This window comes from Thiocapsa marina 5811 (assembly GCF_000223985.1).
In the GTDB taxonomy this organism is placed as follows: domain Bacteria; phylum Pseudomonadota; class Gammaproteobacteria; order Chromatiales; family Chromatiaceae; genus Thiocapsa; species Thiocapsa marina.
The window spans coordinates 242,511-259,485 of sequence record NZ_AFWV01000004.1; the positions used below are offsets into that span (position 1 = coordinate 242,511).

13 protein-coding genes are annotated in these 16,975 nt (G+C 56.0%); 11 read left to right on the plus strand and 2 right to left on the minus strand.

Annotation, left to right across the window (positions count from 1 at the left end):
• Nucleotides 1–275 precede the first annotated feature (275 nt).
• The 11 genes from THIMADRAFT_RS07360 (at nt 276) to THIMADRAFT_RS07395 (ending at nt 15,177) form a co-directional block, all read left to right on the plus strand.
• Complete coding sequence (locus THIMADRAFT_RS07360) at nt 276–1,490, plus strand: ABC transporter ATP-binding protein (protein WP_007192361.1); 1,215 nt, start codon at nt 276–278, stop codon at nt 1,488–1,490.
• Entirely contained in the window at nt 1,487–3,085 is a 1,599-nt protein-coding gene (locus tag THIMADRAFT_RS07365) for a class I SAM-dependent methyltransferase (protein ID WP_007192362.1), read from the plus strand. Before THIMADRAFT_RS07360 ends, THIMADRAFT_RS07365 begins: the two co-directional genes overlap by 4 nt.
• Nucleotides 3,085–6,765 (plus strand): glycosyltransferase, encoded by a 3,681-nt coding sequence (locus THIMADRAFT_RS07370; RefSeq protein WP_007192363.1) that lies wholly within the window; start codon nt 3,085–3,087, stop codon nt 6,763–6,765. The genes THIMADRAFT_RS07365 and THIMADRAFT_RS07370 overlap by 1 nt, the downstream gene beginning before the upstream one ends.
• Nucleotides 6,766–6,855: 90 nt before the next feature.
• A complete protein-coding gene (locus THIMADRAFT_RS07375) occupies nt 6,856–8,922 on the plus strand; it encodes a hypothetical protein (RefSeq protein WP_007192364.1) in 2,067 nt (688 codons plus the stop codon).
• The gene (locus THIMADRAFT_RS26500) at nt 8,919–9,536 is read left to right on the plus strand and encodes a hypothetical protein (protein WP_139052732.1); all 618 of its coding nucleotides are present in this window, start codon (nt 8,919–8,921) and stop codon (nt 9,534–9,536) included. The genes THIMADRAFT_RS07375 and THIMADRAFT_RS26500 overlap by 4 nt, the downstream gene beginning before the upstream one ends.
• Nucleotides 9,533–10,459: a glycosyltransferase family 2 protein gene (locus THIMADRAFT_RS07380; protein ID WP_007192366.1), complete on the plus strand. Its 927-nt coding sequence runs from the start codon at nt 9,533–9,535 to the stop codon at nt 10,457–10,459. Before THIMADRAFT_RS26500 ends, THIMADRAFT_RS07380 begins: the two co-directional genes overlap by 4 nt.
• 681 nt (nt 10,460–11,140) lie before the next feature.
• Nucleotides 11,141–11,548, plus strand: a complete 408-nt coding sequence (locus THIMADRAFT_RS28520) for a GtrA family protein (protein WP_040730147.1) — start codon at nt 11,141–11,143, stop codon at nt 11,546–11,548.
• Between the two features lie 24 nt (nt 11,549–11,572).
• A complete protein-coding gene (locus THIMADRAFT_RS25510) occupies nt 11,573–12,205 on the plus strand; it encodes a class I SAM-dependent methyltransferase (RefSeq protein ID WP_007192368.1) in 633 nt (210 codons plus the stop codon).
• The gene (rffA, locus tag THIMADRAFT_RS07390; protein ID WP_007192369.1) at nt 12,202–13,335 is read left to right on the plus strand and encodes a dTDP-4-amino-4,6-dideoxygalactose transaminase; all 1,134 of its coding nucleotides are present in this window, start codon (nt 12,202–12,204) and stop codon (nt 13,333–13,335) included. The genes THIMADRAFT_RS25510 and rffA overlap by 4 nt, the downstream gene beginning before the upstream one ends.
• Nucleotides 13,336–13,536: 201 nt before the next feature.
• Complete coding sequence (locus THIMADRAFT_RS25515; protein ID WP_139052733.1) at nt 13,537–14,097, plus strand: acyltransferase; 561 nt, start codon at nt 13,537–13,539, stop codon at nt 14,095–14,097.
• A gap of 339 nt (nt 14,098–14,436) precedes the next feature.
• Nucleotides 14,437–15,177 carry a class I SAM-dependent methyltransferase gene (locus tag THIMADRAFT_RS07395; protein WP_007192371.1) on the plus strand — a complete coding sequence of 247 codons (741 nt, stop codon included), beginning with the start codon at nt 14,437–14,439 and terminating at the stop codon, nt 15,175–15,177.
• 205 nt (nt 15,178–15,382) lie between these two features.
• On the opposite strand, the gene THIMADRAFT_RS26505 is transcribed toward THIMADRAFT_RS07395, so the two are convergent.
• Together THIMADRAFT_RS26505 and THIMADRAFT_RS26510 are read right to left on the minus strand one after the other, a co-directional pair.
• Entirely contained in the window at nt 15,383–15,766 is a 384-nt protein-coding gene (locus THIMADRAFT_RS26505; protein ID WP_139052734.1) for a hypothetical protein, read from the minus strand.
• Nucleotides 15,767–16,230: 464 nt separating this feature from the next.
• A complete protein-coding gene (locus tag THIMADRAFT_RS26510; protein ID WP_139052735.1) occupies nt 16,231–16,965 on the minus strand; it encodes a hypothetical protein in 735 nt (244 codons plus the stop codon).
• Between the last annotated feature and the right edge of the window lie 10 nt (nt 16,966–16,975).

Below are 16,975 nucleotides of genomic sequence, written 5' to 3' on the forward strand. Positions count from 1 at the left end.
TATTTAGCAGGTTTCCTTAAGATGGACAATAAGGCAGCGCCACTAGTCCATGAGGTCGGCCACCGAACGCACCAGCCTCCTAGCGACACCACGCCGGCGGTGTTCGCCTCGCCTGGCACTCCGCGCCACGCGTCGCTCTGGCCGAGTTGATGAGCGAGACCCATGCAGCATATGAGTCTTTCACGGTTGACAACGAGCGTGTCCGCAAACCTCCTAAACGGGAAAATCGCGGATCCTGCCAATCAATCTTCATCTTTATTTCGTTCTTCACCTGAATGAGCTTTCTAACCGTCTCCAACGTCGGCAAAGCCTACAAGCGGTATCCCGGGAAATGGTCGCGCGCGCTCGAATGGATGACCGGCAAGCCGCACCATGACAAAAACTGGGTGCTGCGCGACATCAGCTTCACGGTGGGACCGGGTGAAGCGGTGGGCATCATCGGCGTCAATGGTGCAGGCAAGAGTACGCTGCTGAAGATCGTTACAGGAACCACTCAGCCCACCAGCGGCAGCGTCGCCATTCAGGGCCGTGTCGCGGCGCTGCTGGAGCTCGGCATGGGCTTTCATCCCGACTTTACAGGTCGTCAGAACGTCTTCATAGCCGGACAGTTGCTTGGTCTGCGCGCCGAAGAGATTGCTGCCTGCATGCCTGAGATCGAGGCATTCTCCGAAATCGGGGACTACATCGACCAGCCGGTGCGCGTGTATTCCAGCGGGATGCAGGTGCGACTCGCCTTCAGCGTCGCGACAGCAGTCCGCCCGGATATTCTCATTGTCGACGAGGCGCTGTCGGTCGGGGACGCCTATTTTCAACACAAAAGTTTCAATAAGATACGAGAGTTTCGGGAGCAGGGAACGACGTTGCTCATCGTTTCGCATGATCGATCGGCCATTCAGAGCCTATGCGACCGTGCTATCCTCTTGGAGCACGGTTATATCATCAAGGACGGCAATCCTGAGGAGGTGATGGACTTTTACAATGCCATCATCGCCGAGAAAGAAAATGCGACCGTTGAGGTGAAGAGGCTGGAGGACGGTAGGGCCCAAACGAGCTCAGGCACCGGCGAGGCACGGGTGGAGTCAATCACTCTACTGAATCAGAGTGATGAGGCAGTGGAATACATTAATGTCGGTGATTCGGTGAAATTGAAGATCGATGTCCGCATTCATGCTGATTTACCCGAATTGGTGTTTGGCTATATGATTAAGGATCGTCTCGGGCAGCCGGTGTTTGGCACCAACACGCATCATCTTGGCGTTGAAATAGGTCGGTGTTGCAAAGGTGACAAGGTGACTCTTTTTTTTTCGTTTCCAGCCAATATTGGCCTGGGTTCATACTCTGTTTCTACTGCGCTCCACATAGCGGACAGCCATTTAGCCGTTAATTATGAGTGGCGTGATCTCGCGCTGGTTTTCAATGTTGTCAATCTTAACCGCGACCAGTTTGTCGGCGGGAGTTGGCTTCCGCCGCAGGTCAAATGTCAACGATGAATCAAACCGGTTTTTACAGTACGTTCGAAGAACGTCATCGTGGTACGCGTGAGTTAATCAAGTCTCGGCTAGGTATTTATCGACCTTTTGTCGAGCCTCTGCTCATGCGCTTCAAAAATCCTAGTGCAATTGATTTGGGCTGCGGGCGTGGCGAATGGCTGGAGTTGATGGAGGGCTGGGGTTTTGATGCGCGCGGGATCGACCTCGATGATGATATGCTCTCAAGCTGCCGCAGTCGTGGGCTGAAGGTGCAAACCGGCGATGCGATCGCGTTTCTGCAAACCTTGCCAGATGCCAGTGAAAGTGTCGTGTCAGGCTTTCATTTTGCTGAGCACATCCCCTTTTCCGCATTGCAAACACTGGCTGCCGAAGCCTTCCGTGTGCTTCGGCCCAGCGGGCTGCTTATCCTTGAGACACCAAATCCGGAAAATGTGGTTGTGGGAACCACAAATTTTTATCTCGACCCAACTCACCAACGCCCGATCCCTCCTTCGCTGCTCGCTTTTCTGGCGGAATACTCCGGGTACGCGCGGGTAAAGATCCTACGCTTACAAGAAGCGTCAGAGATGGCCGGTTCGGAAGACGTTGGATTGTTCGATGTTTTTGCCGGGGTCAGCCCAGACTACGCGATCGTTGCTCAGAAAAGCGGGGGGGGTGAAATCCCGGATGCCTTCCGCGAGGCTTTCGACAAAGAATATGGATTAGAGCTGAGAGATCTGACAGATCGTTACGACGCGCTTCTCGACCGACGTCTCTCTGAATTTCGTCTACGCCTTGGTAATGCTGAAAGTCAGGCAGGTGGTATTAGTGACGCCTTGGCGCGTATCGGAGACCTGCAAGATCGGTTGATAGACTCTGTGTCACAGACTGAGCGAAACGCTGCCCGCGCTGAATTGGCTGAAGGTTCTGCGCAAATCGCCACGGCTGTTGCCCAAGAGCAAGAGCAGCGCGCCCTTGACGCGGAGAGTCTGGCTCGAGAGCAAGAGCAGCGCGCCCTTGACGCGGAGAGTCTGGCTCGAGAGCTAGAGCAGCGCGCCCTTGACGCGGAGAGCCTGGCTCGAGAGCTAGAGCAGCGCGCCCTCGCCGCTGAAAACCTGGCCCGGGAGCTGGAACAAAAGAATCATGAACTGGGCGGTAACTGCCATCACTGGTGGCTGTCGGCCAGCGCACTGGAATCCGAACGCGACGCGCTGCGGAGAAGCTGGTCCTGGCGCATCACTGCCCCCTTGCGCGGGGCAGCTGGGTTAGCCATCGGTGGCGTCACACCACTCAAGCGCGGCGTGAACCACCTTGCACGGATCAGTATCGAAACCCTTCACCACCCCGTCGCCATTTTGATGCGCCCCATCCTGCGTCGGCCTGATTTAAGTTATCGCATCAATCAGCGTCTGATGCGTAACCCCGCGCTGCACCAACAGCTCGTCCGAATAGCACGGCAGAGTGGCGTCATCCCCGATTTGCCGAACCACCCCGCCGAAAATACGGCTCAAGGCAGTCTCGCCGCCTCCCCGGAGCCCATCCAGCTTACCCCCCGCGCGCGCAGCATCTATGCTGACCTGAAGGCCGCGATTGAAAAGAACAGGGAAGTTCACTGATGCGAATCGTCATCGACATGCAAGGCGCCCAAACCGAAAGCCGGTTCCGCGGAATCGGGCGTTACACCCTTTCCTTCGCGCAAGCCATTGTCCGCAACCGGGGGGATCATGACATTATCCTTGCCCTCAGCGGCCTATTTCCCGACACCATCGAGCCCGTTCGCGCTGCGTTCGATGATCTGCTGCCGCAGGAGAACATCCGTGTCTGGCAGGCGCCAGGCCCTGTTCGCGAAGGGGTAGCGGGCAATGAGTGTCGCCGTGAGACCGCGGAGCTGATCCGGGAGGCGTTTCTAGCCAGCCTTCAGCCTGATCTCGTGCATCTCTGCAGCTTGTTTGAGGGCTATTGCGACGATGCGATTACCAGCATTGGGCGTTTCGACCTTACAACGCCGGTAAGCGTGATTCTTTACGACCTCATTCCACTGCTGAACCCGGACCACTACCTTAAGCCCAACCCGCAGTATGCCCAGTATTACCAGCGCAAGATCGAACACTTCAGAAAAGCAGCCATCTATTTGGCGATCTCTGAGTTCTCGCGGCAAGAGGGGCAGGCGCATTTCAAAGGATCTGAGAGCCAGTTCGTCAACGTCCTAACGGCCATCGAACCCCACTTTCAACCCCTCGAAATCGACAAAGAAGCCGCTATCCAACTACGCTGCAAATTCGGCCTGACCCGTCAGTTCATCCTCTACACCGGCGGTGCCGACGAGCGCAAGAATCTGCCGCGCCTCATCCGGGCATTTAGCTGCCTGCCCGAGTCGCTACGCGGAAGTCACCAGTTACTGCTGGCCGGAAAAATGAGCGAAGGTACGATTGCAGGATTTAGACGTCAGGCGAAAGCCGCCGGGCTTGAGCCCACCGACTTGTGCTTTACGGGCTACGTCACGGATCAAGAGCTCGTCCAGCTCTACAACCTTTGCCAACTCTTCGTCTTTCCCTCCTGGCATGAAGGCTTCGGTCTACCGGCGCTTGAAGCTATGGCCTGCGGAGCCCCTGTTATCGGCGCCAACACCACCAGTCTGCCAGAGGTGATCGGTTTAGCGGATGCGTTGTTCGATCCACTCAACGTCGCCGCTATCGCGTCTAAGATGGCCCACGCGCTTGAGGATGCGTCGTTTCGAAACGTGCTACGCGAGCATGGTCTTCGTCAGGCGCAGCGATTCTCCTGGGATGCCACGGCGCGGCGGGCATTTGCGGCGTTTGAGCAGATCGTTCCAGAGCGTGATGCGTCCCCGCGCAACAACAGTTGGCGGTCTGTGCGGGACCGACTGGAGCGGCGCTATGCGGAGTTGATCGACGGGGTCGCCGGGATCCAGGGTGCGAGACACAGCGAGTCCGATCTGATCCGATTTGCCGCGTGCATGGCAAAAAACGAATGTGAAGTCGATCCAATTCTGCGCGCGGGGGTGTTACCCGAGCGGCTGCGTTGGCGGATCGAAGGCCCGTTTGACAGCAGTTACAGCCTCGCGTTGCTCAATCGGGAGATGGCGCGAGCACTAACGGGTTTGGGGCACGAGGTAGCACTGTTCTCAACGGAGGGACTTGGCGATTTTGCCGCCAACGAGCAGTTTCTGGCGCAGAATCCCGACCTGGCGGACTTGCACGCGCGCGATGACGTCATGCATCCGCTGGATGCCGATGTCGTGAGCCGCAATCTTTATCCGCCGCGAGTGCATGACATGCAGTGCAGGCTCAATCTGCTGCACGCCTTTGGGTGGGAGGAGTCCGGCTTCCCCGGCGACTGGGTCGAGTCATTTAACGATGCTCTACAGGGCATGACGCTCATGTCCGAACAGGTGCGGAAGATTATGTGTGACAGCGGCGTTAGCGTTCCGCTGGCGGTTAGTGGGGTGGGGGTCGACCATTGGGAGCGCATCGCCAGCGATGGGGGTGCCGAACTGCCGGCGTGCAGAGGGTTTCGTTTTCTGCACGTCTCGTCCTGCTTTCCGCGCAAGGGCGCCGATGTGATGCTGGCAGCCTACGGTCGCGCCTTTCGCGCCGAAGATGACGTGACTCTGGTCATTAAGACGTTCCCGAATCCGCACAATGAGATCCACGTGTGGCTGGCAAAGGCGCGGCTTGGCGATGCGGGATTTCCGCATGTCGTAGTGCTCGAAGAGGAGTATCCCGATGCGAAGCTCAAGGCACTCTATGAGCATTGCCATGCGCTAGTAGCGCCAAGCCGTGGCGAAGGCTTTGGGCTGCCTTTGGCGGAGGCGATGCTCTCGGGTCTGGCCGTCATCACGACGGGCTGGGGCGGGCAGGTGGATTTCTGCACGCCGGAGACGGCCTGGCTGGCTGATTACCGCTTCGAGCCGGCGCGCACGCACTTTGGACTGTTCGATTCGGTTTGGGCGGAGCCGGATGAGGGGCACTTGGCCAGCCTCATGCGCGAGGTTCACGGTCTGCCGGAGGCCGCTCGGGCTGAGCGCGCGGCCGCGGGGCGTCGGTTGCTTCTTGAAGGCTTTCGCTGGTCCGACGTGGCACGGCGTAACATCGAGGCGGCACGCCGATGGGCGGGCGCAAGCGAGCGGCCAGAGCCGAGAGTCGGTTGTGTAACAACCTGGGGCACGCGCTGCGGCATCGCCAGTTATTCCGCCCATCTGATCGGGAATCTGCCGCGGGCAGTCACGATTTTAGCGGCCCGTGCCGAGGGGACAGTCGACGAGGGCGCTACCGTCGTTCGGCGTTGCTGGACGGCCGGCGACGGCGATTCGCTGCAGGACCTGCGACAGGCGGTCGCCGAGGCCGGCGTCGATACCCTGGTGATTCAGTTCAATTATGGTTTCTTCGAGTTAGACGCCTTTGCCGCGTTCCTCATCGATCACGTCGAGACCGGCCATATCGTCGTTGTGATGATGCATGCCACGACCGATCCGGCGACTCAGCCGCAGAAGAAACTGGCTTCGCTGGTACCCGCGCTGGCGCGATGTCAGCGGATACTGGTGCATGCGCCGGCAGACCTGAACCGGCTCAAGGCCTTGGGGCTGGTGGAGAACGTGGCGCTGTTTCCTCATGGCATCCTTGACTGGGCGCCACCGTCGTGCGCAACGCAAGCGCCGGATGGCACGGATCGCGACTGGCTGATTGCCTCCTATGGCTTCTTTCTGCCCCATAAGGGTCTGCCACAGTTGGTCGAGGCGCTGGGGCAGTTGCGCACGCTGGGCATGCCGGTCCGGCTGCGGATGGTGAATGCTGAGTATCCGGTGCCGCAATCCAAGCAGGCCATCGAGCAGGTGCGGGTGCGAATCGCGGCCCTCGGCCTTGGCGATTTGATATCGCTACACACCGACTACCTGACCGACGACGACAGTCTGCGCCTGTTGTCAGATGCGGATTTGATCGTGTTTCCCTATCATGAAACCGCCGAGTCCTCCAGCGCCGCGGTGCGCTATGGCATCGCCAGCGGCCGCCCGGTGGCCGTGACCCCCTTGCCCATCTTTGCCGACGTCGAGCAGGCCGTGCACCAGTTGCCCGGAACCTCGCCGCAAGCGATCGCCGAAGGCATCGCGAGCATCCTGAGTCGGCTGCGCGATTCGGATCCGATCCTGTCGGAAAAAGCCCAGACCGCCCAGCGCTGGCGAGACGACCACCGCTACTCGCGGGTTGCGCGGAGGCTCGACGCCATGCTCGTGGCGCTGCACCTCGAGGCGCAGTGCGCCACGGCGGGTGCGTCGTAAGGTGCACGGCAATGTCGGTGCCCGATTTCCGCGGTCGATGCGATTGCCCTGAAAGATAAATCGCTTCGGCTTATCCTGGAGAAATTACGGATGAAACTGCTGGCTGATCACCTAAAGAACAGTCGCTTGCAGATTGTCATTTTGCTACTGATTTTTAATGCGTGCCTACTGGTGTGGTATATTTTTTTCGGCTACCAATCAGATTTTCACTCTGATAGTGCTGCTAAGGTATTGCTCGCTAGAGAAATCGTCGAGATGGGTGATTATTTCCCCGATGATTGGAACTACGTAAACGGAGATTTGTTTGTTCTTTTCGGGCATGCTTTCATTGTTCCTCTGCTCGCGTTCATGCCAGCGGGTTATACGGCACATGCCATTTCCGGGCTTATATCGGCTTCTCTAATTCTTTCGGGCATCTGGTTCTTAATTGGTATTCTAGAAGTTAGTCTCAGCCGGCGACTCCTCATCGTTGCGATTATCGCAGCCGGCATTTCGGGTTTTATGGCTGAGAACTTATACGGACAAGTTTCGTACGGGGCGATCGTATACCAAACCTGCTTCATAATTTATTTTTCTTTTCTTTTTATAGCAGTGGATAATAGAACAAGCCGGGGTCTGCTTGGGGCGGTCACGTTTGTTCTAATCGTTCTCGTTTTTTGGTCGAATCCGCAACGCGCTTTCGCGTTTATCGGGCTGCCGTTGATTTTAGCGATTTTATGGTATCGACTTAAAATCGTGAAATCTCATTCCGGGATAGAAAGGAGATCTGTTTGGCAATTGTGCGTAATCTTATTTGCGGGCGCAATGGTAGCGACGCTTCTGCATAACTGGGCTCTGACTGGTGCTAACAATGTGCTCGGTGCAGGCTATGCGCGTTGGCTGCCTTATGACGAAATGATGCGCAACTTGGGCTTTCTGTTAAAAGGCTATCTGGCCATTTTTGGAGGAATGCCATCACCTAATAATGCTGTTATGAGCATGGCTGGTCTCTACGATGCGACGAGACTCGGCGTTGCCTTGCTGCTCTTGGTATTGATTGCGTATCAAGTTGTGGTGGTTTTTCGACGAGGGCAGGGTGCGAATGTTTTTCTCGGCATATTTTCTCTGACTGCGTGCATGACAGTGCTCTTCTTGCAAGTGACAACGACTATTCCGGACATGACCGATCCAGTTGGGGCCTCTCGATATCTAGTGCCGTCGCTCTTTTTTTTACTTGTTTTTGTATTGGCTCAACCGCTTGATTGGTACAACAAGCCATTGGTTGCGTTTGGAACTATGTCGCTCGCGGCGGTTTTTGTGACGAGTGCAATTCCATCATTCGTAAAGTCCGACAATGGTTCCAACCTTAATTGGGGGCTGAGTGTTGAGCGTAAGGCCGAAAATTTGTTTGAGGGGTTGCGCATTTTTCTTGCGGATAACGGTTTACGGTATGGCTACGCAAGTTACTGGAATGCTGGGATTTTAAGCGTGATGAGTGACGAAGAGGCTCTCGTTCGACAGATCATATTTGACCGTGGCCTTCCAGTCCCTATGCGGCATTTGTCATCTAATCGCTGGTATCGGTCATCTGCCTGGCAAGGTGAAGCGTTCTTTCTCTTCACGAAGCAGGAAGCGGATTTGGTTGACTGGGAGCTGCTTCAGTCTTACATAGGAAAGCCAGAACGGGAACTTGTTTACGGAAACTTCAGAATCTTTGTTTTTGATCGGAACGAACCGTCATTACTGCCTGGGTGGGATACTCGATACGACTCGCCCATGACCTTCTTGGCGACGAAGCGGTCCCTCACACGTGCGGGGCGCTTCGTGGAGGGCTACGATAGTATCGGTTCGGTGTTGGTTGCAGAGAAAAGCGAGATAGGCCCACTTCACTTCGGCCCATACGTAAACGTCGATCCTGGTAAGTATAGAGTTACGTTTCTTGTATCCTCTGATTATAATGAGAGCGGTAGTGTGAGACTGGATGTGGTTGCCTTGCCAGATCAAAAGTTATTTGCCGAAGAGACGTTTAATTTCAGCGATGGCACGCGTGAGTTAAGTATCGAGCTGGATGAGCCACGGACATTAGAATTTAGGGTCTGGGCGCTAGGGAGGGAGAAAGTCGTTTTTAGAGGCGTCACTATTGAACGTGTCTCAGATCACGAGCGGGGTCTTGAGTGATCACCGCGGAGTGCATCGACCTGCCAATAATACTTGCGGCTCACCGCCACGAAGGAGCGGAAAAAAAGTTGACTTTTGTATCCGGTATCCAAGACAGGTTGACCTTCTCCGGAGTGCTACCTTCGCGATGTGATGAACCTGGGCTGGTGCGAGCGGTGGGATATCGCGTTTCTTCTCGATTTTATCGAGCAGTTGCCGGAAGATACAGGGGCGATGCCCAGGCGGTTCAGGTGCTCAAGCCCGGAGGGCTTGTATTCGTCACCACGCAGGCCTTTCTACAGTTCTGTAGCTTAAATGACGACGTCGCCAACCGGCCGCGCTGGTACAGGTGTGGGGAATTTGGCAATCTAGCTGAAGACTGTGGGCCTGAGCTGTGTGACGCGCGCTATTTCATGTTCCTGCTAGTTCCGCTCTATTGGTTGGTAAGGCGGCGGAAAGGTTTCGAAACAATGACCTGCGAAGAACAGCAGCGAATTCCCGAGAAGGCAAACCAAATCCCGGCTGCGCCGATCAGTTTTTTGCTGAGCGCCATATTTGCAGCGGGAACCCCGCTCGGGTACTGGCTGCGTTTTCCCTGGGGTGCTTCGATTTCCGGCGTCTTTCGTAAGCCATGATTTCCTTTGTTGTTCCCGTCTACCGCTCGGCGGAGAGCCTCGCAGAACTGTATCACCGCTTGTTGGCGGAGTTCGGCTCAACGGCGGCCGGGTTTGAGTTGATCTTCGTCGAAGACTGTGGGGGCGACCGCTCTTGGCATGTCATCCAACAACTCGCCGCCCGTGATGCACGGGTGCGTGGCTTTCAGATGAGCCGTAACTACGGCCAGCACAATGCGCTCCTGTGCGGCATCCGGGCGGCAGAAGGCGATGTCGTTGTGACGCTCGACGACGACCTACAGCATCCCCCGGAAGAGATTCCGAAGCTACTGGCTAAACTGGACGAAGGTTACGACGTAGTGTACGGTCCTCCGGAGCAGGAGCAGCACGGCCTGCTGCGCGATCTGGCCTCGCAGATCACCAAGCTGGCGCTTGAGGGCGCGATGGGAGCGGCGAATGCCCGCCACGCCAGCGCGCTGCGCGCTTTCCGCACGCGCTTGAGGGATGCCTTTGCTGATTACAGCAGCCCAACGGTGAACATCGACGTGCTACTGACCTGGGCCACTACGAGCTTTACAACGGTCCGGGTCCGGCATGAAGCGCGCAAGTTCGGGCAATCCGGCTATACGCCCCGAAAGTTGGTGCGCCATGCCCTGAATATGATGACCGGCTTCTCCACACGGCCCTTGCAGCTCGCTAGCCTCATGGGGTTCGCCTTTGCACTTTTTGGCCTGGTCATCCTCGGCTATGTGCTGATACGCTGGTTGCTGCAGGGTAGCGCAGTGCCTGGTTTTGCTTTCCTGGCATCCATCATCACGGTCTTTTCCGGTGCCCAACTGCTGGCGCTCGGAATAATTGGAGAGTATCTGGCGCGGATGCATTTCCGCACTATGGACCGCCCGCCCTATGTGGTACGTGAGAAAACGGGCGAATCGAGCTCCTGAGCCAACAGTTCCCACTCACCTTCATGCCAGATATGCCGCAGAAACGACTTTCGGCCCAGGAGGTGCCTCGGAACACGCTGGTGCTCATCGTGCCGGGAAATCAAGTTGAAGGGCTCGAGGTCTTCAATTCGCATGGTGCCATCACCGACTATGGCGGGTTCAAGGCTGGCTGGAAGGCGAGTGGACGGCGTTCTGATTTGCCGTCCGGCAGATTGCCGTTTGCTGGACGCGATACTTCTTGAGGGACATGTGTTTCGCTTTATTACTGCGGTTGCTCAAGGTTGGGGCGGTGGAGCCTGATCGGGATATTTTTCGTCGAGAAAAAGTCGAGGTTGTCGGTGTATTAGCGTCTGACCGTGATCGCTCCGCGGTTGCACTGGCGTGGTTATGGTCGAGATGTGTGACCGGCGGTGCAGAGGCGCCGCCAAACCGAAGGCTGAGAAGCCGTGCACACTACGGCCTCCGCCCGCAATACGGCGGCCTCAAAGTTTCTATGCGTTACTTCAGTTGCGTTTCATTCCGTTCGAGGTATCCTTTTAACGGATAGGGAGAGAAGAGTGATTGACTAGCATTTGCAGTGACCGCGCTCGATTGCACTCTGGTTCGCGTCATCACCATAAGCGATGACGATGGTCAAAGGTTTTTGTTCTATTGTGATCCTCGGCTCCTTCAAGCTAACGCATGAAATCCCTTCACGATTTAAGCAGGCAGACAATACGGTATGGCATCGTCGGGCTCGCTTCGAATATAATGCTTTATGTACTATATTTGATCCTTGTTGATTTGGGGGGGGACAGCAAGTTCGTAGTGGCGCTCCTGTATGTTGTTGGGTTATCAGTTACTTTTATTTTTAACAAGCGCTGGAGTTTTTCGCATCAAGGTAGATTAGAGTGCAGCCTGAAGCGTTACCTCATACTTTACGGGTGTCTCTATCTCACAAATGTCATGGTACTTTGGCTGTTTGTCGATTTGTTCGTCCTCCCACACGCCATTGTACAGGCATGCGTGGTCCTGACCTTTATTCCTGTAGTCTTTCTGGTGCAGCGTTATTGGGTATTCCCGGTAGCCGCTAGCGCAGGCCTTGAATGAAAAAATGATCAGCGGGTCTCTCTTATGGCACAGTTGACGACAGGCATCAGAAAAATTCTTACGCGGCCTTGGGTTTATGACCTGTTTCAAGAGGCGGTTGGGGCGGGGAGATTACGCAAGAAATATGTCGCATCTTCTGTGCAGCCCATTCCAGGCGTAAAGATTCTCGATATTGGGTGCGGTACGAGTGAGATTCTTCGCTTTTTGCCGGAGTCGGTAGTTTATGTTGGTTACGATTTATCGGCCGACTATATTCGCTCAGCACGAAGTAGATACGGGTGTCGGGGTGAGTGGCACTGTTCTCCGGTCTCCGATATGCACGTTGACGATTTCGGCACCTTCGACATTGTAATGGCGAACGGGGTCTTTCATCATCTGGATGATCAAGATGCGATGCGACTAGCAGAGATCGCGGCAAGGGCATTAAAGGTATCGGGACGATTCTGTTCCTTCGACGGTTGCTTCACTAAGGATCAAGGCCGAATTGCGCGATACATTATTGCCAAAGACCGGGGACAAAACGTACGTAAACCGGAAGGCTACCTGGCACTGGTGCGCCCATATTTTTCTACCTGTGATATTAGCGTGCGGCGAGATTTGTTAAGAATTCCTTACACCCACGCCATTATTGTGGCTACTAAGGATAGTCCAGGATGATCCCGTTCAACCGACCCCACCTCGTCGGCAAGGAGCTCTGGTACATCGCACAGGCCCACGCCAAGGGCCAGATGGCCGGGGATGGAAGCTTCACCAAACAATCTCAGGCCTGGCTGGAGCAGCGCACCGGCTGCCGAAAGGCTCTGCTCACCCACTCGTGCACCGCCGCGCTTGAGATGGCCGCCATCCTCGCCGACATCCAGCCCGGCGACGAGGTGATCCTCCCGTCCTACACCTTCGTCTCCACCGCCAACGCCTTTGTGCTGCGCGGCGCTGTTCCGGTGTTCGTCGATATACGCCCGGATACCCTGAACCTCGACGAGCGGTTGATCGAGTCGGCCATCACGCCGCGCACCCGTGCCGTCGTGCCGGTGCATTATGGCGGGGTTGGGTGCGCCATGGATGTGATCTTGAACCTAGCCGAACGTCATGGCTTGCTGGTCATCGAGGATGCTGCGCAGGGGGTGATGGCGTCCTATCAGGGAAGGCCGCTGGGCTCGATTGGGCATCTGGGTACACTGAGCTTCCACGAGACCAAGAACATCATCTCCGGCGAGGGCGGCGCGCTGTTGATCAACGATTCGACCCTTGCCGAACGCGCCGAGATCATCCGTGAGAAGGGCACCAATCGGAGCCAGTTCTTTCGCGGCCAGGTGGACAAATATACTTGGGTGGATATCGGTTCATCCTACCTGCCGGGCGAGATCATCGCCGCCTTCCTCTGGGCGCAAATGGAGGAGGCCGACACCATCACCGCACGCCGGCTGGCGATCTGGGAGCGCTATCACGCCGCCTTCGAGTCCCTGGAGCGGGCCGGGCGTGTGAGGCGGCCGGTGATCCCGCAAGGGTGTGGGCACAACGCCCATCTTTACTCGCTCTTGCTGCAGGATCTGGATGATCGCACAGCCTTCATCGACGCCATGAAGCAGTCTGGGATTCACTGTGTCTTTCACTATGTGCCATTGCATAGCGCACCGCATGGCCAGGTGGTGGGCCGAACCGCGGGCAATCTGCCGGTGACCGATGATCTCGCCGATCGCTTGGTGCGCTTGCCGCTGTGGCTTGGATTGGAGGACCAACAAGAACAGGTGATCGCGGCCGCACTGGCCTTGCTGGAGAATGCTCGCTAATGACGGATTAGCCTCTGCTGGTCGGCCGTCGACATCGGGGTGGAGTTAGGTGGATGGGTGCGTTACTGTCGGATCACCGGCACGTGCGGTTTCGGTAGTTGGCGTTGGGGGGCATTGGGGACTATCTGGCGGGTATGCCTTTCCTCACGATGGACCGCCCGCCTTATACCGTTCGCGAATTCACAAGAGGAAATTAGTGCCATGGGCTTTCTGTCACAGCAAGAGCTTGAGGATCTAAATTTCAGATCGCTTGGCAAGAGCGTTCTAGTTAGCACAAAGGCATCAGTTTATAATCCGGAGCTTATAGAGATTGGCGACCACTCTAGGATTGATGATTTTTGCGTTATATCTGGACGGGTTCGCTTAGGCAGGAATGTTCATATTGCGGTTTTTTGTAATGTTTGCGGCGGAGAAGAAGGTGTCTTTCTTGACGATTTTTCCGGGCTCGCCTACGGTTGCCATGTCTTTAGTCAATCAGATGATTACTCGGGTCAGACTATGACGAACCCGACTGTTCCTGACCGCTACAAGAAAGAAGCAAAAAAGCCAGTGGTCATAAAGCGTCATGCTATTGTTGGCGCATGTAGTGTCATCTTACCCGGCGTTGTTCTGGAAGAGGGTGTTTCCGTAGGGGCAATGTCGATGGTTTCAAAAAAGACCGACGCTTGGTCTATTTATTTTGGGGTTCCAGCAAAAAAGATTAAGTCAAGGTCTCGCGAGTTACTGAAGCTTGAGAAAGATTATTTAAATAGTGGTGTGTAGCCCGCTCCGCCAGGACCGAAAACACGTGTGCCGAGGGGTTCTCACGACGTGACCTGATCGGTTTTGGCTTAAGGAATCCTTAGGCTACATTTCCGCTAGGCTTATGCGGCTTAGCTCCAAAGTTAGCAAGAAGAAAGTAGACAGCGGCAAACTTAAATGAAGATGAATCCAGCTACGTTTCACGACTCGGTGCATCTGGAAAGTGACAAGCTTGAGCTACCTCACTCGGCGTGTCCATTCTGCGGGTCTACCAATCGAAAGCCTATATGCCTTTTGCAGAACGATCCAGAGGTACTCTTGCTGCGATGCTCTGGCTGCCACGCGGATAGCGCATCGAGGATGCCCACTGAGCGCGCGTTGGCAGAATATTATGGCAACTATTACAACTCGTCATGTCTCTCTAGCCGGGATGACAAGGTCACGTTCGCATCGGTCTCCCGTTTTGCTAAGCATCTGGCCGCCAAGTTCGTTCAATACCAGAGCGATTCAAGTATTTCCATTCTGGACTTCGGGGGCGGTGACGGGTCTATCTCGCATGCGGTAGCCGTTGAACTTCTGAAGACATGTAACCGAGTAGACATATCAGTTGTCGACTACACCGAACATCTGATCGTGCCGAGAGACAAGCGAATCTCTATATCCAGAAAAGACAACCTAGCGGAGATCTCTTCCGAATATTCCATCGTCATTGCGAGCGCAATCATCGAGCATCTTCCGAAGCCACGCGACACTCTGAGCGGGTTGCTGGAAAGATTGAAACCGGGTGGTGTGTTTTATGCTCGCACACCATACGTAGTGCCTTTGATGACACTGCTGTCTCCAATTGGAATCAAGCTTGATCTTACATACCCCGCACATGTGCATGATCTCGGGCAGGAGTTCTGGGAGTCATATTTCGCTCGCGTCGCCACGCCTAACAGCTTCCGGATACTGCAGAGCAAGCCATCAATCGTGGCAACCAATTTTCGAGAACATTTCCTGACGACTCTGGCAGCCTATCTACTCAAAGCTCCCTGGTATCTCATCGGTCGGTCATACAAATTCGTCGGTGGTTGGGAAGTGTTTGTTCGGAAGAACTGAGCGCTGATGGCAGAGGTAGGGGTAAAACGATAGCAAGCGAACAAGATTGAATGAGTGGATCGTGTGACCAAAACGATCCACGATCGGAGCGGTTTGTTCGCCGAGTGTCGGGGCATGAAGGCGACGTCGACATTCCGCATTGGTCGAAGAAGCTTCGACTCGCTGCTGTTCCAACTGGCGCCTGCTGGGGCCGTCGGTTCTATACTCAGGGAGCGCCGGGAGGTACGGCCGCGTCCTCGATGATGTCGAGAACCTCCGGATAACTGATTAACTCAATGAACTCTTGTTCGTTTATGTGCATCGCGACGGCGGGGGTTATCTCGAATGCCTTGATTGCCAATGCTTCTGGCTTGCTATCTGTTGATCTGAGAAGGCGATCAATCACAACCTTCTGAGTCGCGGAAAGTGTTACTTCTCCATTTTCCTGGATTCCCGACTGGCCACTTCGACTACGCAATCTCACGATGACGGGGAGTCGACCAGCCGAGCGTATCCGATTGAGAAGCGACAAATCAGCGGATTTGAAACCCGGCGCGGCCGTGGTCCTCAGGGGAGAGTCCTTCGCACCGGGTGGAGCATCGGCGTTCATCGATCTCTCCATTGCAAGGCTGGCGTAATCGGGCACGGCTGGCGACGCAGGTCCGGCAACGTGCATGCCGACATGTCGGAAATTTGGATCGAGCGGCACGCCGAATGTTACAGGAGCGGTGCTTCGGGAATCCCGAAGCGAGTGGGCGCTCTCCAATGGACCCGCGAAACCGGACGAAACGTGAAGGCCGCTTACCAACCACGCCAGCAAAAGGCAACTCAACGGACAAGGGACTCGAACGGGGGTCATCGAACTCTCCGATTCGATAAATCCAAGGATCGGAACCGCAACAATGGATCCATCTCTCGCCTGGTCACCTGAAGAGAATTGCTGCTCCGATTGCCGCGGCGACAATGGCAGGGTTCCGCCTGATGTCTCTTACTCGTGGTTAAGCATCTCCGGTGCCGAAAGGCAGCCACCCGATGGAGGTAGCTGCCAGCGACCATGTGCGTCTCGGCACTGATCTACGGGTTATCCATATCAAGCGCGCTTGGCGCTGGTGGGGCGACATCAATTGGGGTTGTATTCGTTACCCCGAGGCGGTCCTGAATTGGACCGGACACCACTTCAGCCATCGATGGCGAAGGGGGTGGCGGCGCGAGGGCGTCAGGAGGCAACAGCGGGGGCATGTTGCTGCCATCAGTAGTCCGCGAACCGGAAACCCCTGACGGACGTCGATACTGCGCGGGCTCGGGGGGCTGTGGCATCTCGGCTGGTCCATCCGGATCCGACGCGGCGGGCGTTGTTTCGGTCCACGCATCAGGCGGATCTACCGTCGGTTCCCCGGTAACGCCCGTTTCCCCCGGGGGCAAAGGAACACGCGGGGGCACGCCGTCTCCTTGCGAGGCCGGCTCTGCCGCAAACGCGGGCGCTTCGTCGCTGCCGTGATTCAGGATCAGAACCCGCTCGATCGAACCATCGTCACGAGACACAACAACCTTGTTATAGCGATCCAACAATTTTTCGAGGATCTGAGGCCAGCTCTCAGCTTCGACCACGCCGTCGATGCTGTCGTTTCGAACCCTGGCCTCGACATCGACGCGAATTCCGCTGCGGCTCTGCAGCGCTTCGGCAACGGCCCACAGGGGACGAGCGGCGACATCGATCCGAATGCCCGCTGGTGCCACATCGATAAGAAGCCTTGTATCGGAGCCGTCGCAGAATGCGTAACCGCCCGGAAAGGCGCTCAGCAGCACCATGAAACCTAGG